Origin of the sequence: Burkholderia sp. 9120 (assembly GCF_000745015.1) — a bacterium.
Lineage (GTDB): Bacteria > Pseudomonadota > Gammaproteobacteria > Burkholderiales > Burkholderiaceae > Paraburkholderia.
Genome location: NZ_JQNA01000001.1, coordinates 1,328,225 through 1,346,933 on the forward strand (window position 1 = coordinate 1,328,225; position 18,709 = coordinate 1,346,933).

At 63.4% G+C, this 18,709-nt stretch carries 19 protein-coding genes and 1 tRNA gene; 14 read left to right on the plus strand and 6 right to left on the minus strand.

What is annotated here, in order from left to right:
- Positions 1-14 precede the first annotated feature (14 nt).
- Both FA94_RS05900 and FA94_RS05905 read left to right on the plus strand, forming a co-directional pair.
- Positions 15-632 (plus strand): riboflavin synthase, encoded by a 618-nt coding sequence (locus tag FA94_RS05900; protein ID WP_035547786.1) that lies wholly within the window; start codon positions 15-17, stop codon positions 630-632.
- Entirely contained in the window at positions 632-1,651 is a 1,020-nt protein-coding gene (locus FA94_RS05905) for a D-cysteine desulfhydrase family protein (protein ID WP_035547789.1), read from the plus strand. Before FA94_RS05900 ends, FA94_RS05905 begins: the two co-directional genes overlap by 1 nt.
- 64 nt (positions 1,652-1,715) lie before the next feature.
- Here FA94_RS05905 and FA94_RS05910 read toward each other — a convergent pair whose 3' ends face one another.
- Positions 1,716-2,021 carry a hypothetical protein gene (locus FA94_RS05910; RefSeq protein ID WP_035547792.1) on the minus strand — a complete coding sequence of 102 codons (306 nt, stop codon included), beginning with the start codon at positions 2,019-2,021 and terminating at the stop codon, positions 1,716-1,718.
- Positions 2,022-2,193: 172 nt separating this feature from the next.
- A complete protein-coding gene (locus FA94_RS05915) occupies positions 2,194-3,171 on the minus strand; it encodes a LysR family transcriptional regulator (protein ID WP_035547795.1) in 978 nt (325 codons plus the stop codon).
- 154 nt (positions 3,172-3,325) lie between these two features.
- On the opposite strand from FA94_RS05915, the gene FA94_RS05920 reads away from it, so the two are divergent.
- The 5 genes from FA94_RS05920 to FA94_RS05940 all read left to right on the plus strand — a co-directional run bounded on the left by FA94_RS05920 (position 3,326) and on the right by FA94_RS05940 (position 9,241).
- Positions 3,326-5,617: an NADP-dependent malic enzyme gene (locus FA94_RS05920; protein ID WP_035547797.1), complete on the plus strand. Its 2,292-nt coding sequence runs from the start codon at positions 3,326-3,328 to the stop codon at positions 5,615-5,617.
- Positions 5,618-5,762: 145 nt separating this feature from the next.
- On the plus strand, positions 5,763-6,896 hold the full coding sequence (gene ribBA / locus FA94_RS05925) for a bifunctional 3,4-dihydroxy-2-butanone-4-phosphate synthase/GTP cyclohydrolase II (RefSeq protein ID WP_035547800.1): 1,134 nt from the start codon (positions 5,763-5,765) through the stop codon (positions 6,894-6,896).
- 51 nt (positions 6,897-6,947) lie between these two features.
- The gene (gene ribH, locus FA94_RS05930) at positions 6,948-7,457 is read left to right on the plus strand and encodes a 6,7-dimethyl-8-ribityllumazine synthase (RefSeq protein ID WP_035547803.1); all 510 of its coding nucleotides are present in this window, start codon (positions 6,948-6,950) and stop codon (positions 7,455-7,457) included.
- On the plus strand, positions 7,454-7,888 hold the full coding sequence (gene nusB, locus FA94_RS05935; RefSeq protein ID WP_035547806.1) for a transcription antitermination factor NusB: 435 nt from the start codon (positions 7,454-7,456) through the stop codon (positions 7,886-7,888). The genes ribH and nusB overlap by 4 nt, the downstream gene beginning before the upstream one ends.
- Positions 7,889-8,044: 156 nt before the next feature.
- Positions 8,045-9,241: a pyridoxal phosphate-dependent aminotransferase gene (locus tag FA94_RS05940; RefSeq protein WP_035547808.1), complete on the plus strand. Its 1,197-nt coding sequence runs from the start codon at positions 8,045-8,047 to the stop codon at positions 9,239-9,241.
- Between the two features lie 120 nt (positions 9,242-9,361).
- Here the strand turns inward: FA94_RS05940 and FA94_RS05945 are convergent, their stop codons facing one another.
- Entirely contained in the window at positions 9,362-10,543 is a 1,182-nt protein-coding gene (locus FA94_RS05945) for a lytic transglycosylase domain-containing protein (protein ID WP_035547812.1), read from the minus strand.
- Positions 10,544-11,152: 609 nt separating this feature from the next.
- Between FA94_RS05945 and FA94_RS05950 the strand changes: the two genes are divergently transcribed.
- Complete coding sequence (locus tag FA94_RS05950) at positions 11,153-12,721, plus strand: UbiD family decarboxylase (RefSeq protein WP_035547815.1); 1,569 nt, start codon at positions 11,153-11,155, stop codon at positions 12,719-12,721.
- Between the two features lie 53 nt (positions 12,722-12,774).
- Positions 12,775-13,452: a LysE family translocator gene (locus FA94_RS05955; RefSeq protein ID WP_035547818.1), complete on the plus strand. Its 678-nt coding sequence runs from the start codon at positions 12,775-12,777 to the stop codon at positions 13,450-13,452.
- A gap of 96 nt (positions 13,453-13,548) precedes the next feature.
- Here FA94_RS05955 and FA94_RS05960 read toward each other — a convergent pair whose 3' ends face one another.
- The 3 genes from FA94_RS05960 to FA94_RS39080 form a co-directional block, all read right to left on the minus strand.
- Complete coding sequence (locus tag FA94_RS05960; protein ID WP_035547820.1) at positions 13,549-14,514, minus strand: threo-3-hydroxy-L-aspartate ammonia-lyase; 966 nt, start codon at positions 14,512-14,514, stop codon at positions 13,549-13,551.
- 150 nt (positions 14,515-14,664) lie between these two features.
- On the minus strand, positions 14,665-14,982 hold the full coding sequence (locus FA94_RS05965; RefSeq protein WP_035547823.1) for a hypothetical protein: 318 nt from the start codon (positions 14,980-14,982) through the stop codon (positions 14,665-14,667).
- Between the two features lie 379 nt (positions 14,983-15,361).
- Entirely contained in the window at positions 15,362-15,523 is a 162-nt protein-coding gene (locus tag FA94_RS39080) for a hypothetical protein (RefSeq protein WP_176058684.1), read from the minus strand.
- Positions 15,524-15,745: 222 nt separating this feature from the next.
- Here FA94_RS39080 and FA94_RS05970 point away from each other — a divergent pair, with 222 nt between their 5' ends.
- The 5 genes from FA94_RS05970 (at position 15,746) to FA94_RS05990 (ending at position 18,703) form a co-directional block, all read left to right on the plus strand.
- Positions 15,746-16,681 (plus strand): Rossmann-like and DUF2520 domain-containing protein, encoded by a 936-nt coding sequence (locus FA94_RS05970; protein ID WP_035547827.1) that lies wholly within the window; start codon positions 15,746-15,748, stop codon positions 16,679-16,681.
- 77 nt (positions 16,682-16,758) lie between these two features.
- Positions 16,759-17,079, plus strand: coding sequence for an EthD family reductase (locus FA94_RS05975; RefSeq protein WP_035547830.1), 321 nt, complete (start codon positions 16,759-16,761; stop codon positions 17,077-17,079).
- Positions 17,080-17,319: 240 nt separating this feature from the next.
- Positions 17,320-17,883: a YggT family protein gene (locus FA94_RS05980; RefSeq protein ID WP_035547831.1), complete on the plus strand. Its 564-nt coding sequence runs from the start codon at positions 17,320-17,322 to the stop codon at positions 17,881-17,883.
- Positions 17,884-17,966: 83 nt separating this feature from the next.
- Positions 17,967-18,040 (plus strand) — tRNA-Gly (locus FA94_RS05985).
- Positions 18,041-18,361: 321 nt separating this feature from the next.
- Entirely contained in the window at positions 18,362-18,703 is a 342-nt protein-coding gene (locus FA94_RS05990; protein ID WP_035547834.1) for a helix-turn-helix transcriptional regulator, read from the plus strand.
- The last annotated feature ends 6 nt before the right edge of the window (positions 18,704-18,709 follow it).

The following is an 18,709-nucleotide window of genomic DNA, read 5'->3' on the forward strand; positions in this document are numbered from 1 at the left end:
CGAGGATTAGCACGATGTTCACAGGAATCGTCGCGGCAGTGGGCCGCATTGAATCAGTCAAGTCGCTCGGCACCGACGGCGACGCGGGCGTGCGCCTGAACGTCGAAGCGGGCGGGCTCGATCTCGGCGACGTGCAACTCGGCGACAGCATCACAATCCAGGGCGCCTGCATGACCGTGGTCGCGCTGACCGCGCATTCGTTCGAAGTCGACGTGTCGCGCGAAAGTTTGAACTGCACGGCAGGGCTCGGCGAAACCGGCGAGGTGAATCTCGAGAAGGCGCTGCGCGCGCATGACCGGTTGGGCGGGCATATCGTTTCCGGTCACGTCGACGGACTCGGCACGGTCACGCATTTCGCGCCGGTGGGTGAATCGCATGAATTGCGCGTGCTGGCGCCGCGTGAGATTGGCCGCTACCTGGCGTTTAAAGGATCGATCACGGTGAATGGCGTGAGCCTGACGGTGAACTCGGTTAAAGATCGCGACGATGGCTGCGAGTTTTCGATCAATCTGATTCCGCACACGGTGCAGGTGACGTCGCTGAAGAATCTGCGCGAGGGGTCGGCGGTTAATCTGGAGATCGATCTGATTGCGCGGTATGTGGAGCGGATGCTGTCGACGTCGCAAAGCTAATGGCCCTCGCCCCCACACCCCAACTCGATCTGTCGAAGTTTCCGCGCCGCGCCCTCCTCGAAGGGCCGACGCCGATCCAGCATCTGCCTCGCCTGAGCGCCCACTTAGGCGGCGTGAGCGTGTTCGTCAAACGAGACGATCTGAACGGTCTGGGCGGTGGCGGCAACAAGTTGCGCAAGCTCGAATTCCTGATCGGCGAAGCATTAGCGAGCGGCGCGGACACGATCATTACCGTCGGCGCGCGGCAGTCGAATCACGCGCGCCTGACGGCTGCGGCCGCTGCGCGTGTCGGCCTCGGGTGCGAGCTGGTTCTGACGAGAGCGGTGCCGCGTGACGACCCCGACTACGTCGACAACGGCAACATTCTGCTCGACGCATTGTTCAACGCGCGCGTGCACGATTTGCCGGGCTCGGCCAACGCGCTGCAATTCGCCGAGGACCGCGCGAACGAGTTGCGTGCGCAAGGCCGTCGCGTCTATGTCTGTCCGTTGGGCGGCTCGAGTCCGGTGGGCTGTTTGGGCTATGCGGATTGCGCGGCTGAAATCGTCGGCCAGGCGAAGGCGGATGGCCTGTCGTTCGATCGCATCGTGGTTCCCAACGGCAGCGGTGGGATGCACGCCGGGCTCGTCGCCGGATTGGTGGCGATGGGACGGGATCCGTCGCTCGTGAGCGCGTTCACGGTGTATGGCAAGGCCGAACAGGCCCGCTCGACCACGCTCGATAAAGCGAACCAGACGGCTCAACTCATCAACGCGACTCTCCGCGTCGACAGCAGCGCGATTTCAATCGACGAGGCCCAACTCGGCGCCGGCTACGGCATCCCAACCGATGGCATGCGCGCAGCAGTTCGCCTGATGGCGTCGACGGAAGGATTGCTGCTCGATCCGGTCTACGGTGGAAAAGCGTTCGCGGGTCTCGTGGAAAACGCCGCCGCCGGGCACTACCGCGCAGGACAGAACATCCTGTTCGTCATGACCGGTGGTCTGCCCGGGCTTTTCGCCTACCGAAGCGAGTTCTGACGGTTTAACCGTCGGCCAGGAAAAGCCGACGCTTAAACCGCTAAACCGCTAAACAATCAAACGCTTACGCGCTGATATCGATGCTCTTGCCCACCGCGGCATTAGCGCCGCTCGCTTGCGACGTCGACGGCACGGCATCGGCCGACGCGCTCACCACGATTCCCTTGGAATGCAGATGAGGGTGATGGCTTCCCGTCGTACTGGTCGACGAGGTCGCCGCCTTCAGGTGGGTGGCAAAAGTGGGTTGCTGGCTGGCGCTGGCGCCCGATGCGCTGGAGCTGCTCTTGTTGCCGGCCAGTTGCGACAGACCGGAACGGATTGCGCTGCCCACATTGCTGAGCAGCGTTGAGGCTAGACCGATTGGAATCATTTCGACGTCCGTCGTGAGAAGGGGTGGCTGAAACAGCCATGCCGACCGACTATATCGTGCCTCCCTGGCAGCGAACGCGGCGAATAGAGCGGGTAATTGCCGCCTTTTCACTCCGCTCGCGAGAAGTTCGACAAGTCACTGGCCCGCGCAACGACACGATCCGACTCTCGACTCACCCGTCCCTGCGCCGTTCCGCATAGGTCTCCGCGCAAATCGCCTGCAACGATGCGATGAAAAGCGTCAGCGCCTCCGGACGCGGCCGTTGCGAATGTGTGAACACGGCGATCGGCGGCAGCGTCCACTGAAACGAATACGGCACGATCGCCACGCCCGCGATTCGAACCAGCTCTTCGGCGATATCGGCCGGAACAATCGACACGGCGTTTTCACCCGACGCAATCATTTCGCCGATCAGCTTGGACGAGTAACTCTCCACCATCGGCACGGGTGGCGCCGCGCCCGCAGCCAGAAACAGATCCGACACCTGCTCGCGCATCGGCGTCTGCGGTGCGCCGAGAATCCAGTCGAGTGTGCGCAGCGTGTTCCAGTCGAGCTTCACGCGCGCCAGTTGCGCGGCCAGCCGCCGGTTCGCAATCAGCCGGGGTTGTTGCTGGTACAGCACCTGGAAGCCGACTTGCGCCAGATCCACCGCCGCCGACGCCCGGCCGATCACGATGTCGACGGCATGGTCGTGTAGTTGCGAGAGCAACTGCTCGCTGGTGCCTTCGTGAATCGTCACGGTCAGGCGCCGCTCCATGCCGGATTTCAGGCGCCGTAAGGTCGCCGACAACATCTGCCCGGAAATGAACGGAATCACCCCGACGTGCAGATGCGCCGCATGCCCGGACGCCACCGCCTGCATATCGCGCGCGAGGTGGTCAAGATCGTGGACCATGGCCTGCGCGCGCCTGAGCACCACGGCGCCCAACGCGGTCGGCAGCATGCCGCGCGACGAGCGCTCGAACAGCGGCGTGCCGAACATGCTCTCCAACTCCGCCAGCGCGTTGGTCACGGCGGGTTGACTGCTGGCCATGTGCTCGGCGACCCGCGTGAGCGACCGGTGCTGCTCGATGTGCAGCAACAGCACCAGATGCCGCATTTTTAGCCGCGCGCTCAGGCGCCTGACCAGATCGTTCGATTCGAATGTCATCGCAAAGTCGTCGCAAAGTTGCCGGTTAGCCCGCACTCATCATAAAAAAGTGATGGGTCGATATTAAAACAGAATGATCCCCTTATAACGACTGTCTAGAATCGCCTTAACAGATCGCGCCGGGACCGGCCCGGCGCGCACCAAGGCGAGAAACATGAACCCGACCGACCAGCAAGCCGCTTTCGACTATCACGAATTCCCGACCCCGGGAAAGATCTCCGTGGTGGCCAGCAAACCGCTCGCGACCCAGCGCGACCTGGCGCTCGCCTACACGCCGGGCGTCGCCAGCGTGTGCTCGGCCATCGCCGAAGATCCGCTTCAGGCGTATCGCTTTACCGCGCGCGGCAACCTGGTCGGCGTGATCAGCAACGGCACCGCAGTGCTGGGCCTCGGCAATATCGGCGCGCTGGCCTCCAAGCCGGTCATGGAAGGCAAAGCCGTGCTGTTCAAGAAGTTCGCCGGCGTCGACGTGTTCGACATCGAGATCAATGAAACGGACCCGGACAAGCTGGTCGACATCATTGCCGGCCTGGAGCCGACCTTCGGCGGGATCAACCTCGAAGACATCAAGGCGCCAGAGTGCTTTATCGTCGAACGCAAGCTGCGCGAGCGCATGAAGATTCCGGTCTTTCACGACGATCAGCACGGCACGGCGATCACCGTGTCGGCCGCGTTTATCAACGGCCTGAAGGTGGTGGGCAAGTCCATCGCCGAGGTCAAGGTCGTCACGTCCGGCGCGGGCGCGGCGGCGCTGGCCTGCCTCGATTTGCTGGTGGACCTCGGCCTGCCGGTGGACAACATCTGGGCGACCGACATTGAAGGCGTCGTTTATCGCGGCCGCACAACGCTGATGGATCCGGACAAGGCGCGCTTCGCGCAGGAAACCCCGGCGCGTACGCTGGCCGAGGTGATCGAGGGGGCCGACGTGTTCCTCGGTCTGTCGGTGGGCGGCATTCTGAGCGCGGACATGCTGAAAACGATGGCCGCGCGGCCGCTGATCCTCGCGCTCGCCAATCCGACGCCGGAGATTTTCCCGGAACTCGCGCACGCGACCCGCGACGACGTCGTGATCGCGACCGGCCGCTCGGACTATCCGAACCAGGTCAACAACGTGCTGTGCTTCCCTTATATCTTCCGCGGCGCGCTCGACGTGGGCGCCACCACCATCACGCGGGAGATGGAAATTGCCGCCGTGCACGCCATTGCCGGCCTCGCGGAAGAAGAACAGAACGACGTGGTCGCGGCCGCCTACGGCGCCTACGACGTGGCGTTCGGCCCGCAATACCTGATTCCGAAGCCGTTCGACCCGCGTCTGATCGTGCGGATCGCGCCGGCCGTCGCGCGGGCCGCCATGGAAGGCGGCGTCGCGACCCGGCCGCTGCCGGATCTGGACGCCTACGTCGAACAGTTGCAGCAGTTCGTCTACCACTCGGGCGCGTTCATGAAGCCGCTTTTCTCGAACGCGCGACAATTCGTGCGCGACGGCGGCAAGGCACGCATCGTCTTCACCGAGGGCGAGGACGAACGCGTGCTGCGCGCGGTGCAGGTGGTCGTCGACGAAAAGCTCGCACGGCCGATTCTGGTCGGGCGGCCGGAGGTGCTGCTCGCACGCATCGAGAAATTCGGTCTGCGCTTGCGGCTCGGCCAGGACGTCGAAGTCACCAATCCCGAGTACGACGAGCGTTTCACGCAGTACTGGACGACTTACTGGGAATTGATGTGCCGCGACGGCATCACGAAGGAAATGGCACGCGTCGAGACGCGCCGGCGCCTGACGCTGATCGGCGCGATGATGGTGCGCCTGGGCGACGCGGACGGCATGGTGTGCGGCACGGTCGGCGCGTATCACGACCATCTGCGCTTCGTCGATGAAGTGATCGGCAAGAAGCCCGGCGCGCGCACCTATGCGGCGATGAACATTCTGCTGCTCGACGAGCGCACGGTCGCGCTGGTCGACACGCACATCAACGACGACCCCACCGCCGAACAGATCGCCGAATACACGATCGCCGCCGCGAAGCAGATGGCGTGGCTAAACCTGACGCCCAAGGCCGCCCTGCTGTCGCGCTCGAACTTCGGCTCGGGCGCCGCGGCCTCCGGCGCGAAGATGCGCCGCGCGCTGGAACTGGTGCGGGCGCAGGCGCCCGAGCTCGAAGTGGACGGCGAAATGCACGGCGATTGCGCACTGGACGAAGCGTTGCGCCTTCGTATTCTGCCCAACTCGCCACTCAAGGGCGCGGCCAATCTGCTGGTCTGCCCGAACGTGGACGCCGGCAACATTGCCTACAACCTGCTGAAAACCGGCGCGGGCAGCAATGTCGCCGTGGGTCCGTTCCTGCTCGGCGTCAACGCGCCGGTCAATATCCTGACCTCGAGCTCGACGGTCAGGCGGATCGTCAACATGACGGCGCTGACCGTGCTGCAGGCGAACCTGACGGATCACTGAGTGGTTTGGTAAGCGTTGGCCGGCCGATTGTGGAGGTCCGCCGGGCCTTCCACAAGCCGGCCGAATGGCCTATCCCATCCGGCGGATGGCGACTTGAGACCGCGCGTGGCGTAAAATACGCGCTTTCCCGAAAATCTCCGCCAACATGACGCTCGCCTCCACTTTAGAGATCATCGCCGAACTGAAAGCCGGCCGGATGGTGATCCTCGTCGACGAAGAAGACCGCGAAAACGAGGGCGACCTCGTAATCGCCGCCGAATTCGTCACGCCGGAAGCGATCAACTTCATGGCCCGCTACGGCCGTGGCCTGGTCTGCCTGACGCTCACCCAGGAGCGCTGCAAGCTGCTGAACCTGCCGCTCATGACGTACCGCAACGGCACGCAGTACGGCACGGCGTTCACGGTCAGCATCGAAGCGGCTGAAGGCGTGACCACCGGCATCTCCGCGGCGGACCGCGCCCGCACGATCGCCGCGGCGGTCGCGCCGGACGCCAAGGCCGAGCACATCGTGCAGCCGGGCCACGTGTTCCCGATCATGGCCCAGCCGGGCGGCGTGCTGGTGCGCGCCGGCCATACCGAGGCCGGTTGCGACTTCACCGCGCTGGCAGGCCTCACGCCGGCCGCGGTGATCTGCGAAGTCATCAAAGACGACGGCACCATGGCGCGCCTGCCGGACCTGATGGAGTTCGCGAAAGAACACGATCTCAAGATCGGCACGATCGCGGATCTGATCCACTATCGCAGCCGCACCGAGTCGATCGTCGAGCGTATTTGCGAACGCACCATGCAAACGGCGCACGGCGCGTTCCGCGCGGTCATGTATCTCGACCAGCCGAGCGGCCAGCCGCATATCGCGCTGGTGCGCGGCACGCCGTGCACGGATCAGGACACGCTGGTGCGCGTGCATGAGCCGCTGTCGGTGCTGGATCTGCTGGAAGTCAGCGAATCCACCCACTCGTGGACGCTCGACGCGGCCATGAAAGAAATCGCCGCGCGCGACTGCGGCGTGATCGTGCTGCTGAACTGCGGCGACTCGAAAGACCATCTGATCGACGTGTTCAAGGCCTTCGATTCGAAGGAAAAAGCCGAGGCGCTCAAACGCCGTCCGGTCGACTTCAAGACGTACGGCATCGGCGCGCAGATTCTGCGCGAGCTGGGTGTCGGCAAGATGCAGGTCCTGTCGAACCCGCGCAAGCTGGGCAGCATGTCGGGTTACGGTCTCGAAGTCACCGGCTTCGTTCCGATGCCGGGCAGCAAGGCACAAGCTCCACAAGGCTGATCCGACCACTCTCGCGCATTAGCGCCCACTCAAAACACTACGGAATTCACAATGGAAATCGGACAATACCAACCGAATCTCGACGGCGACGGACTGCGCATCGGCATCGTCCAGGCGCGCTTTAACGAACCCGTTTGCAACGGCCTCGCCGACTCCTGCATCGAAGAACTCGAACGCCTCGGCGTGACCGGCGAAGACGTGCTGCTGGTCACCGTGCCGGGTGCACTGGAAATTCCGCTGGCGCTGCAAAAGCTCGCCGAAAGCGCGCAATTCGACGCACTGATCGCGCTCGGCGCGGTGATTCGCGGCGAGACGTACCACTTCGAACTGGTCTCGAACGAAAGCGGCGCGGGCATCACGCGTATCGGTCTCGACTTCGGCATTCCGGTCGCGAACGCCGTGCTGACCACCGAAAACGACGAGCAGGCCGTCGCCCGCATGACCGAAAAGGGTCGTGACGCAGCGCGCGTGGCCGTCGAAATGGCGAACCTCTCCGTCGCGCTCGAACAACTCGGCGGCGACGACGAAGAAGAAGAAGACGAAGAAGAGGAAGGGGCATGAAGAGCGCACGCCGACGCTCCCGCGAACTGGCCACGCAGGGGCTTTACCAGTGGCTGCTATCAGGTTCGTCCAGCAGCGAAATCGACGCGCAACTGCGCGGCGCGCAAGGCTACGACAAGGCCGATCACGAACATCTGAACGCGCTGCTGCAAGGCGTGATCCGCGATTCGGAAGCGCTCTCCGCCGACATCGCGCCGTGTCTGGACCGTCCGCTCGAACAGCTCTCGCCAGTCGAACGCGCGGTTCTGCTGGTCGCCGCCTACGAGTTCAAGAACCATGTGGATATTCCCTATCGCGTGGTCATCAACGAAGCCGTCGAACTCGCCAAGACGTTTGGCGGCGCGGACGGCTACAAGTACGTGAACGGCGTGCTGGACAAGCTGGCGGCGCAATTGCGCTCGGCTGAAACGCAAGCGGCCCGCAAGTCTTGAGTTTGATGCAGCACATGACTGCGGCGTGAGCCGCGGCATGTGCTGGGTTTGCTGAGTCTGGCTGTGCGCGCTTGAACGTGAAGCGCGTTGCCGCGAAAGGCGCCGTCCGTCTTTGCTTCTGCCGTCTTTGCTTCTGAATGGATCTGATCTGATCGTATGAACTCCGTGACCGAACCCTTGGTGCGGCTCGCCGCTCGCGTCGATGCCATCCAGCCTTTCTATGTGATGGAGCTGGCCAAGGAGGCCGCGCTGCTGGAGCGCGACGGGCGCGACATTATTCACATGGGAATCGGCGAGCCCGATTTCACCGCGCCCGAACCGGTCATCGAGGCCGCCGCGAACGCGCTGCGCCGCGGCGTCACCCAATACACCAATGCGCTCGGCCTGCAGCCGCTGCGCGAAGCCATCTCCGCGCACTACGCCGACTTCTACGGCGTGAACGTCGATCCGGCGCGGATCGTGGTCACGGCCGGCGCTTCCGCCGCGTTGCTGCTGGCATGCGCCGCGCTGGTCGATCGCGACGACGAAGTGCTGATGCCCGACCCGTGCTATCCGTGCAACCGGCATTTCGTGATCGCCGCCGAAGGCAAGCCGGTCATGGTGCCGGGCGGCCCGGCCGAACGTTTCCAGCTGACCGCCGCCGACGTCGAACGTCTGTGGAACGAGCACACGCGTGGTGTGCTGCTGGCGTCGCCGTCGAATCCGACCGGCACGTCGATCGAACCCGCCGAACTCGAACGCATCGTCAAAGCGGTGCGCTCGCGCGGCGGCTTTACCATCGTCGACGAAATCTACCAGGGCTTGAGCTACGACGCGAAGCCCGTGTCAGCGCTGTCGTTCGGCGACGACGTGATCACCGTCAACAGTTTCTCCAAGTACTTCAACATGACCGGCTGGCGACTCGGCTGGCTGGTGGTGCCGCCAAACACGGTCGGCGCTTTCGAAAAGCTCGCGCAGAACCTGTTCATCTGCGCGTCGGCGCTCGCGCAGCACGCGGCGCTCGCGTGCTTCGAGCCAGACACCATCGCCATTTATGAAGGCCGGCGGCTGGAATTCAAGCGTCGGCGCGACTTCATCGCACCGGCTCTGGAATCGCTGGGGTTTTCGGTGCCGGTCATGCCCGACGGCGCGTTTTACGTCTACGCGGATTGCCGCACGGTCGCGCATCCGGCCGCCGGCGACAGCGCCGCGCTGACCAAAGCGATGCTGCACGATGCGGGCGTGGTGCTGGTGCCAGGAATGGATTTCGGCACGCATGCGCCGAAGGACTACATCCGGCTGTCGTATGCAACGGCTTATCCGAAGCTGGAAGAAGCCGTCGACCGGCTGGCGAAGCTGTTCGGGCAGCATTGATCGTTCCGGATCGCCAGACGCAAAAAAGGACACCCGAGGGTGTCCTTTTTTATGGGCGACGGCCTTGCATCGGCCCAGTCGCGTTCAGCTCATATCGCCGACGCAAAACAACGCTAAACGTTAAGCGCCGAACTCCGAATTCGAAGCGACATGCTTGGTCGCGTTGGAACTGGCGTCGTCCTGCTCGGACACTGGCGTCTTCACCGGCGCCGCGCTCAGCGGATGACCGCCGTCGAGCGTCATCTGTACGCGCTTGCCGCTGGCAGCCGCCGCAGCCGTCGTATTCGCCGATGCGGTCGTCAGAACCGGCGATTGCGGTGCATTGATCGGCACCTTGCGGCCACGCGCCACGTCGCGCAGACGACCGCGCTCAGCCATCACCTTGGCGCCGTAACCGCCGTCGTCCTGCGAGGTCGAGCCCACATACAGGCGCAAGCCGCCCGGCAACGAACCGCCACGGGCGATGCAATCCTTCAGCACCAGCGCGCCCACCTTGATGTTCGCGACCGGTTCGAGCGCCGCGCTCTGGCCGCCGAAGTACTGGAACTTGTCCGAGTGCACCTTCGACATGACCTGCATCAGGCCTTGCGCGCCCACGCCGCTCTCGGCGTACGGGTTGAAGCCGGATTCGATCGCCATCACGGACAGCAGCAGCAGCGGGTCGAGACCGACTTCGCGGCCGGTGTCGAACGCGGCCTTCACGAGCTCGCTAACGGGCTCCTGGGCGACGCGATAACGCCGCGCCAGGTAAGACGCGACCAGATCCTGCTCACGGGTCGACACCAGCACGCGGTCATCGCGGGCGTCGGCGGAGACACGCTGCGACGGGATCAGACGCGCCAGCGCGCTGACGCTTTGCATGGTGCGCGGGTCGAGCCCGTTGAGGGCTGCGACGCCCATACCGGCCGAACCGGAGCCGTCGAAGGCGCCGTCAAAGCTGGTATTGCTTACGGTGGCGGCGGTGTTGCCGTTGGTCGCACCGCTCGCGCTGTCGGCGCCGTTCGAATTGGCGGACAGCGATTCGTCGGAAGACGGGCTGCCCGGCGGGCCGAACGACGGCAGCGGGTTGCCCTGCAGCAACCGGGCGGGCCCGGCTTGCACGGCGGCTGACACAACCGGCATCAGCTTGGCGGCGAGCGTGCCGCGCAGGGCCGGCATCAGCCACAGTACGAGTGCCAGCACGACAGCGATACCGCCGACAATGCTGAACAGGTGATGACTCATTCGCGTCCCGCGACGCAGCACACCACGCACAACCTGCGCAATACGCTCATCGGGACGCCACGATAACCAGGCGTTCATTCAGATCTCCCATGGTGCATGATCCCCGAACTCCGCCATGTAAACAGGCGGTAACACACGTTCGAAGAGTCAAGACATCGCGTGCTCTGTCTGGTTAGGGCAGCAGCGACGTCGGGAAAACGGCAAATACCGTCTCTGTGGGGAGCCGTCCTGAAAAGTGGACGCGGCATACCAAAAAAGTATGCAGGCGATGGCTCCCACGCGAAAAACCAGCGTCAGTTGGCGCTGGCGAGGACTTCAGTAAGGCCGTCAGATACCGTGCAGGGGTTCGGTAAACGGTGACGCGTTGCGTCTAAAGGGACCGGGGGCAGTGGTAAAAAGGTTCACGCCCTGCAACCAATGTGGACGGATTCTATGCAGGGTTTTATAGATCGTCAACACTATAGACGGGCAAAAGTATAACTAATTGTAATAATGAACAGTGTTCAGTCGGTCAAGAACCGCGCAGCATGCGCCTTTTGAGCCATCTCAAATGAGTTCCTCTACCCAGGCCGTTCGGCTGAGCTACGTGCGCTAGTCAACGCAGGTAAAATCGACAATCGTTTTGGAGCGGTAGCAGCCTGCCGCGCCCTTCCTTCCCGCCGCTCGCGCGGCACTGAACCGCACCAGATGAAATATAAAGACCTGCGTGATTTCGTCGGCCGTCTCGAATCGATCGGAGAACTGCGCCGTATCTCGCAAACCGTCTCGCCTGTCCTGGAAATGACCGAACTGTGCGACCGCGTGCTGCGCGCCGGCGGCCCGGCGTTACTGTTCGAGAGCCGGGCCCAGCATGAGTTTCCAGTGCTCGGCAACCTGTTCGGCACACCGCGTCGGGTGGCGCTCGGTATGGGTGTCGACGCGCAGGCCGGTGAAGGCGACGGCGCTGCGCTCGAGTCGCTGCGCGATGTCGGTCGGCTGCTCTCCGCGTTGAAGGAACCGGAGCCGCCGAAAGGCCTCAAGGACGCGGGCAAACTGTTCTCGCTGGCCAAGGCGGTGTGGGACATGGCGCCCAAAACGGTGAGCGCGCCGCCCTGCCAGGAAATCGTCTGGGAAGGCAACGACGTGGACCTCGCCAGACTGCCGATTCAGACCTGCTGGCCGGGCGATGCCGGCCCGCTGATCACATGGGGCCTGACCGTCACAAAAGGCCCGAATAAGAGCCGACAAAATTTAGGTATATATCGCCAGCAACTGATCGGGCGTAACAAACTGATCATGCGCTGGCTCGCCCATCGCGGTGGCGCGCTCGATTTCCGCGAGTTCGCGCTGCAGAATCCGGGCAAACCGTATCCGGTGGCGGTCGTGCTGGGCGCCGATCCGGCCACGATCCTCGGTGCGGTCACGCCGGTGCCCGATACCTTGTCCGAATACCAGTTCGCCGGACTGCTGCGAGGCGGGCGCACCGAGCTCGCCAAATGCATCACGCCGGGCGTCGACGGTTTGCAGGTGCCCGCGCGCGCCGAGATCGTGCTCGAAGGGTTCATCTATCCGCAGGAAGGCACGCCCTCGCCCGCTCCGGCCGGCGCGCCGCCGCGGCCCACAAAGGGTGCATCGGCCGGCTACGAACATGCGCTGGAAGGCCCGTACGGCGACCACACCGGCTACTACAACGAGCAGGAGTGGTTCCCCGTCTTCACCGTCGAACGCATCACCATGCGGCGCGATGCGATCTATCACTCCACCTACACCGGCAAACCGCCCGACGAACCCGCGGTGCTCGGCGTCGCGCTCAACGAAGTGTTCGTGCCGCTGTTGCAGAAGCAGTTCAGCGAGATCACCGATTTCTATCTGCCGCCCGAAGGCTGCAGCTACCGCATGGCCATCGTGCAGATGAAGAAAAGCTACCCCGGCCACGCCAAGCGCGTGATGTTCGGCGTGTGGAGTTTTCTGCGGCAGTTCATGTATACGAAGTTCATCGTGGTGGTCGACGAAGACGTCAATATTCGCGACTGGAAAGAGGTGATCTGGGCGATTACCACGCGCATCGATCCCGCGCGTGACACGGTGCTGGTGGACCGCACGCCGATCGACTATCTGGATTTCGCGTCGCCGGTGGCGGGGCTCGGGTCGAAGATGGGGCTCGACGCCACCAACAAATGGCCCGGCGAAACCGATCGCGAATGGGGCCGCCCGATCGAGATGGATAAAGCGGTCAAACAACGCATCGACTCGTTGTGGAACGAACTGGGCCTGTAGGCGAGCCGCACGACAAGTTCAAATAACAAAACACCGAGGGAGTGGTCGCGCGGATGCATGCTTTTTCAATGATGTCGGATGGTTTTTTTCTGTCGTTGTCGTTGTGTCTGGATATCGGTCTCGTGAACGTCGCAATGATTTCGCTGACGCTCTCGCACGGCTTCAAACCCGGCTTCTGGCTTGGCCTCGGCTCGTGCATCGGCGACCTGATTTACGCAGCGCTCGCGCTCGCGGGCATGGCCGCGTTGCTGCAGTTCGAATCGGTGCGCTGGGTGGTATGGATCGGCGGCGCGGCGATTTTGCTGTTTCTCACGTGGAAAATGGCGCGTGAGGCAATGTTCCCGGCGCCGGCGCCCGCAGTCGCCGGCAAGGCGGACGCGAATGCGCCGCATCTGTCCGCATGGCGCGGCTTTTTGCGTGGCGTCTTGCTGGCGGTGTCGTCGCCTTCGGCGATTCTGTGGTTCGCGGCCGTCGGCGGCGCGTTGATCGCGAAAGCCGGTGCGACGAGCGTCACAACAGCGCCGGTGTTTCTCGGCGGCTTCTTTCTCGGCGGATTGTGCTGGACGATCTTTATCTGCGGGCTCGGCAGTCACGGCCGCAAGCGCGCCGGCACCGGTTTGCTGCGCGCGTGTCATGTGCTGTCCGCGCTGCTGTTCGCGTACTTCTCTTATAGCGTGATCGTCAACGGGTATCGCGATCTGATCGTGCAGACCGCGCACGCGGTGAGTTGATACGAAAACGGCTCGCTTTAGGCGAGCCGTTTTTCCATCTGCGACCTTCTATTCCGTTCAGCGAACGTCAGCGTACGCGGCAACGCGAGCGATCTATCACGCGAGATACTGCGCGAGCTTCTCCAGATCGACGTTCCCCCCGCTGATCACCACGCCGACGCGTTTGCCCTCAACCGGCACGATGCCGTTCAGGACCGCCGCCGCCGCGAGGCAGCCCGTCGGCTCGACCACGATCTTCATGCGCTGTGCGAAAAAACGCATCGTGTCGATCAATTGCGCGTCGCTGACCGTTTCGATTCGCGCCACCAGTTTGCGAATAATCGCGAACGTGTAGTCGCCGAGATGCGTGGAGGCGGCGCCGTCGGCGATAGTTCGCGGCGTGTCGATACGCACGATCTCTCCGCGCGCGAGCGATTGCTGGCCGTCGTTGCCGGCTTCCGGTTCGACGCCGATCACCGTGCATGCCGGGCTCAACGCCGCCGCCGACAACGCGCTGCCGCCGATCAATCCACCGCCGCCGAGACAGACGAACAGCATGTCGAGCGGGCCGGTTTCATCGATGAATTCCTTCACCGCGGTGCCCTGCCCCGCGATCACATGCGGATGGTCGTAAGGCGGAATCAGCGTCATGCCGCGCTCTTCGGCGAGGCGGCGGCCGATCTCTTCGCGGTTCTCCGTGTAGCGATCGTAGGTGATGACTTCACCGCCGTAGCCCTTGGTCGCCGCGACTTTGGCCGCGGGGGCGTCGTGCGGCATGATGATCGTCGCGCGGATGCCGGCGAGTTGCGCGGACAACGCGATGGCTTGCGCATGATTGCCCGACGAGTACGTCAGCACGCCGGCTTTGCGCTGCTCCGCGTCGAAGTGCGAAATCGCGTTATAGGCGCCGCGAAACTTGAAGGCGCCCATGCGCTGAAAATTTTCGCACTTGAAGAATACCGACGCACCCGTGCGTTCGTTGAACGTGCTCGAGGTCAAAACAGGGGTGCGATGCGCGACGCCTTCGAGACGCGCGGCGGCGTCGAGGACGTCGTCGAAAGTGGGAGCGGGAAGCGCATGCATCGGCGAAACTCTCCAGAGCGATGGTTAAACAACCATTGTCCCAGCTTCACCGGTGCTTTGGATCACGGCCGCGCCAACAAAAGACAAACGGCGTAACCCGGCGATCAAGCCGGCGTTACGCCGTTAAACCCGCGCTAAACGCTGGTGCGATTAGCGGCGGTAGTAACCATGGCCGTAATAACCGTGTCCGTAATAGCCGCGGCCATAATAACCGTGATGGTAATAAGGACGGCCATAGCCACCGTAATACCCGCCCACCACGACGGCAGGCGGCGGCGCATACACCACCGGCGGCGGAGCATAGACCGGCGGCGGTGCGTAATAAACCGGCGGCGGCGCAGCATAAACCGGATAAGCCGGCGCGATCGGCACCCCGATACCGATACCCACGGAAACGTGTGCTTCGGCTGCACTGGCGAGCCCTAAGCCGAGTGCGGCGGCAACGACAAACGGAACGATCTTTTTCACTTGTATTCTCCTGGCGCGGCCCACTCAGGTCGCCGACTTTGCACGCGTTGCATGCTATGAATCCAATGTATCGAAAAAGCCCAATCGTATTTGTGCGCATTTGTTGCAAATTGCAATTGACGGCAATACGCCGCAATTAGCCCGTGCGCGAGAAATGCCGAACGGCCGACGTAGCGGGCTGAAAACTAAGGGTTTCCGCGCGGCCGCGGGATCTCATTGGCCGCTTGACGAAGCGCGCGGCGTCGAATGCGCGCTTTTCAGTAATCTTTGATTACAAATTAGCTTCAATCCTGACGGCTCGATTGACGCGCCAAAACGAAAAATGCCCGGCGCTGAGGCCGGGCATCTCTTACCTGCAAACAGCGCTAGCAGCGGTGTGTCAACCGACCTTCACGTAGGCGAATTCGCGCGACACGCTCGGCGGGACGTAGGCGCCGCTAATCCGCACGCGCGGCGTCAGGCGTTTTTTCTGGTCCCACCAGCGGCGGCGCTGGGCGTGGGTGAGGAACCGCAAGTGCTTTCGGTAAGAAAAAATGCTCATCGTGACCTCCCGAATCTGACTGCGAGACGAAATACCCGGAACTGCAACGGCCTAAAGCGGTACATAAAGAAATTGTGAGCAGTTTTCAAGCCTGCGGGGCGCGTGCCGCCGGATAACCGGCCTGCTGCGCCATACGGCGCGCCAACTGATCAGAGGAAAGCGCGGCCGGATGCGCGATACTTCTGCTTTCCCGTCCCAATGTTCCGTCTGGAGCAGGCAACCATGTCCCAGTCTTCTCTGCCGCGCCTCGGCTTTATCGGTGCAGGCCGGCTCGCGCGGTGCCTCGCGCTGAGCTTTTCCCGCGCCGGCTATCCGGTCACGGCGGTGACGAGCCGCACAGCGGCTTCAGCCAGCCGGCTCGCCAGTCAAATCGGGCATTGCGCGGCTTGTGACGACCCTCAACAGGTAGTCGACGCCGCCGACATCATCTTTTTAGCCGTTCCGGACGACCATATCGGTTCGTCAGCCCACACTCTGCGCTTCGGCCCGGCGGCAGCGAGCGACTCGCGTAAGGCGCTGGTGCATTGCAGCGGCGCCTCGCCGGTCGAGCTGCTGGCCCCGGCGCGCGATCAGGGCGCGGCGATCGGCGGCTTTCATCCACTGTACCTCTTTGGCGGTGACCTCGCCGACCTCGAGCGGATTGCCGGCTGCTCGGTCACGATCGAGGCCGACGGCGCGCTGAAAGACGCGCTGACGGCGCTAACCGTCGCGCTACGCTGCCATCCGCTGTCGATTCCGGCAGGCGGCCGCATGCTGTATCACGCGGCCGCGCACTATGCCGCCAGCTTCGCGCTGTGCAGCCTCGCCGAATGCGTCGCGCTGTGGCGCACGCTAGGTTTCGCGGAGGACGACGCCCTGCGCGCGCTGCTGCCGATGCTCGCCGGCACGATCGAAACGGCGCGCGACAAGGGCCTGTCCAATGCGCTCGCCGGCCCCGTGTCGCGCGGCGACACGGGTGTCGTCGAAAAGCAGCTGGCGCTGCTGGAAGGGCTCGGCGGCGACCACGCCGCGCTATACGGTTTGTTGTCGCGGCGCGCGGTCGGCCTCGCCGAACGCCGCGCCACGCCGCCCGCCGCCATCGACGCGATCGCCGAGGTTGTCGAAGAATCGCTCAACCGCTCGCTGAATCAGGCGGCAGCAGGTGCAAGCGTCAAGTAAGCCGTGATAATGTGACGTCCGGCGCCGCGCGCAATCCGCCAGCGCCGCGCTTCTGGACCAACAGACGAGAACGCACAATGATCAAGGTCAGCATCCTTTATCCGTACCGGGAAAACGGCCACTTCGACGTGGACTATTACTGCGTCACGCACATGCCGCTGGCGGCCAGGCTGTTCGGGCCGTCGCTGAAAGGCTGGTCGGTCGACGTCGGCATCAACGCCGGGCCGCCGGGAACGCCACCGCCGTACGTCGCAGCGGGACACTTCCTGTTCGAGAGCACGGACGACTTCTACAAGGTCTTCAAGTCCGCAGCCGAACAACTCACCGCGGACATTCCCAATTACACCGACGGCGGCAACGGCACGATTCTGATCAGCGAGATCAAGATTTCCGTGTGATGGCAAGCGGAGACGGCCAGGGCGGCGACTTATCGTTGGACCAGCCGCTCAAGCTCGCTGGAAGGTAGCGCGATCGAAGTAAGCTGGGCAAACGCCGAGCGGCCGCTCGAAACCGCACATGACGCGCCCTTCCGCGGAATCGGCGCATGGAAACCGAATGAAACCGCCGGCGCACCGATCGGCTCGCGCCGGCTCCCCGCGGCCGATCGACGGCCGCCATCAGAAGGATAAGGACACACGATGTTTGGCGATATCGCCCGTTTTCTGCTCAATACCGTCTTTACGCTGTTCGGCGCGGCGTTGCTGCTGCGCGCCTGGCTGCAGGTCGTGCGCATGCCGCCGTACAACCCGGTCACGAACGCCGTGCTGCAAGCCACCAACTGGATCGTGCTGCCGCTGCGGCGCATTCTGCCGAGCACCCGCAGCATCGACTGGGCGAGCCTTGTCGCGGCGCTGATCGCGGCGATCGTCTATGTGGTGCTGATGGTGGTCCTGACCGGCGCCGATCCGCTGACCCTCGTGCCGACGCTGCTGATCGTCGCCGTGCTGACGCTGATCAAGTGGGCGCTGAATCTGATCATCTGGATGACGATCCTGATGGCGCTGCTGTCGTGGCTCAATCCGCGTTCGCCGGCCATGCCGATTCTGTATCAGCTGACCGCGCCGTTTCTGAATCCGCTGCGCCGGGTCGTGCCGCAGCTCGGTGGCATCGATCTCTCGCCGATTCTGCTGTTCGTGATCGTGCAGGTGCTGCTGATGGTGGTGACGCGCGCGGCGGTTCAACTGACTTACTTCGTGATCTGAAGCTGACCGCGGCATCGGCTTTGACGGGAAATGGCGGCGCGATTTGCGCTAACCGCCCTTTCCCGAGTAAAATCATGCGCTCTGCGGGCGTCGTATAATGGTAATACCCTAGCTTCCCAAGCTAGAGCCGTGGGTTCGATTCCCATCGCCCGCTCCACCGCTTCCGTTCGTGAAGCGTTGCAAGGTGGTTCATCCGCCTATCTCATCAAGGCCGTGCTGGACCTGGTCGACATTCACCAGAATCATTGATTGCAAAAGCCGGTCCGGTCGGGTTAATCCGTCGTCGTCTGGCGAAATTGGCGCGCGCTTGGCCTGTGCGCTTGGGATTAACTCGCGACCATAACCCGAAAATGTCTGCAATCCCAGTCCTTAACCGACATAAGGTCTATGATTCCAGTCTTGACGACGAAACCCGAGCGGCATAGCATGTTCTCAATCACAAGCCATAAGTCACTTTAAGACTACGATTGCAGACATTATGAAGCGCAACGAAACGCCTCTCCTGCCCTCCGTCCGTCTCACCGAAGCGCAAATGCTGGGCGAGCGCATCGCCCAACTCAGGCAAGGCGTCAAGCTGCGCCAGTCCGACGCGGCGGCGCGTGCCGGGCTGTCCCGGTCCACGGCGATTCTTATAGAAAAGGGCGACCCTGGGCGCACGTTGGCGCAAGTCCTGCGCTACGTGCATGCCATGGCACCGGAAGTGTCGTTGCAAGCGTTACTGGCTGGCGACGTGCCCGCCCTGATTGCACTGCACGCACGCAAGTTGCCGCAGCGCGTGCGTAGCGCGACCAAAACCGAACTTCGCGATCTCGACTTTTAAGGAGCC

Excerpts from the sequence above, each read along its gene's own strand:
- FA94_RS05900 (WP_035547786.1), top strand. The coding sequence starts at position 15 with ATGTTCACAGGAATCGTCGCGGCAGTGGGCCGCATTGAATCAGTCAAG.
- FA94_RS05905 (WP_035547789.1), top strand. The coding sequence starts at position 632 with ATGGCCCTCGCCCCCACACCCCAACTCGATCTGTCGAAGTTTCCGCGC.
- FA94_RS05910 (WP_035547792.1), bottom strand. The coding sequence starts at position 2,021 with ATGATTCCAATCGGTCTAGCCTCAACGCTGCTCAGCAATGTGGGCAGC.
- FA94_RS05915 (WP_035547795.1), bottom strand. The coding sequence starts at position 3,171 with ATGACATTCGAATCGAACGATCTGGTCAGGCGCCTGAGCGCGCGGCTA.
- FA94_RS05920 (WP_035547797.1), top strand. The coding sequence starts at position 3,326 with ATGAACCCGACCGACCAGCAAGCCGCTTTCGACTATCACGAATTCCCG.
- ribBA (WP_035547800.1), top strand. The coding sequence starts at position 5,763 with ATGACGCTCGCCTCCACTTTAGAGATCATCGCCGAACTGAAAGCCGGC.
- ribH (WP_035547803.1), top strand. The coding sequence starts at position 6,948 with ATGGAAATCGGACAATACCAACCGAATCTCGACGGCGACGGACTGCGC.
- nusB (WP_035547806.1), top strand. The coding sequence starts at position 7,454 with ATGAAGAGCGCACGCCGACGCTCCCGCGAACTGGCCACGCAGGGGCTT.
- FA94_RS05940 (WP_035547808.1), top strand. The coding sequence starts at position 8,045 with ATGAACTCCGTGACCGAACCCTTGGTGCGGCTCGCCGCTCGCGTCGAT.
- FA94_RS05945 (WP_035547812.1), bottom strand. The coding sequence starts at position 10,543 with ATGAACGCCTGGTTATCGTGGCGTCCCGATGAGCGTATTGCGCAGGTT.
- FA94_RS05950 (WP_035547815.1), top strand. The coding sequence starts at position 11,153 with ATGAAATATAAAGACCTGCGTGATTTCGTCGGCCGTCTCGAATCGATC.
- FA94_RS05955 (WP_035547818.1), top strand. The coding sequence starts at position 12,775 with ATGCATGCTTTTTCAATGATGTCGGATGGTTTTTTTCTGTCGTTGTCG.
- FA94_RS05960 (WP_035547820.1), bottom strand. The coding sequence starts at position 14,514 with ATGCATGCGCTTCCCGCTCCCACTTTCGACGACGTCCTCGACGCCGCC.
- FA94_RS39080 (WP_176058684.1), bottom strand. The coding sequence starts at position 15,523 with ATGAGCATTTTTTCTTACCGAAAGCACTTGCGGTTCCTCACCCACGCC.
- FA94_RS05970 (WP_035547827.1), top strand. The coding sequence starts at position 15,746 with ATGTCCCAGTCTTCTCTGCCGCGCCTCGGCTTTATCGGTGCAGGCCGG.
- FA94_RS05975 (WP_035547830.1), top strand. The coding sequence starts at position 16,759 with ATGATCAAGGTCAGCATCCTTTATCCGTACCGGGAAAACGGCCACTTC.
- FA94_RS05980 (WP_035547831.1), top strand. The coding sequence starts at position 17,320 with ATGTTTGGCGATATCGCCCGTTTTCTGCTCAATACCGTCTTTACGCTG.
- FA94_RS05990 (WP_035547834.1), top strand. The coding sequence starts at position 18,362 with ATGAAGCGCAACGAAACGCCTCTCCTGCCCTCCGTCCGTCTCACCGAA.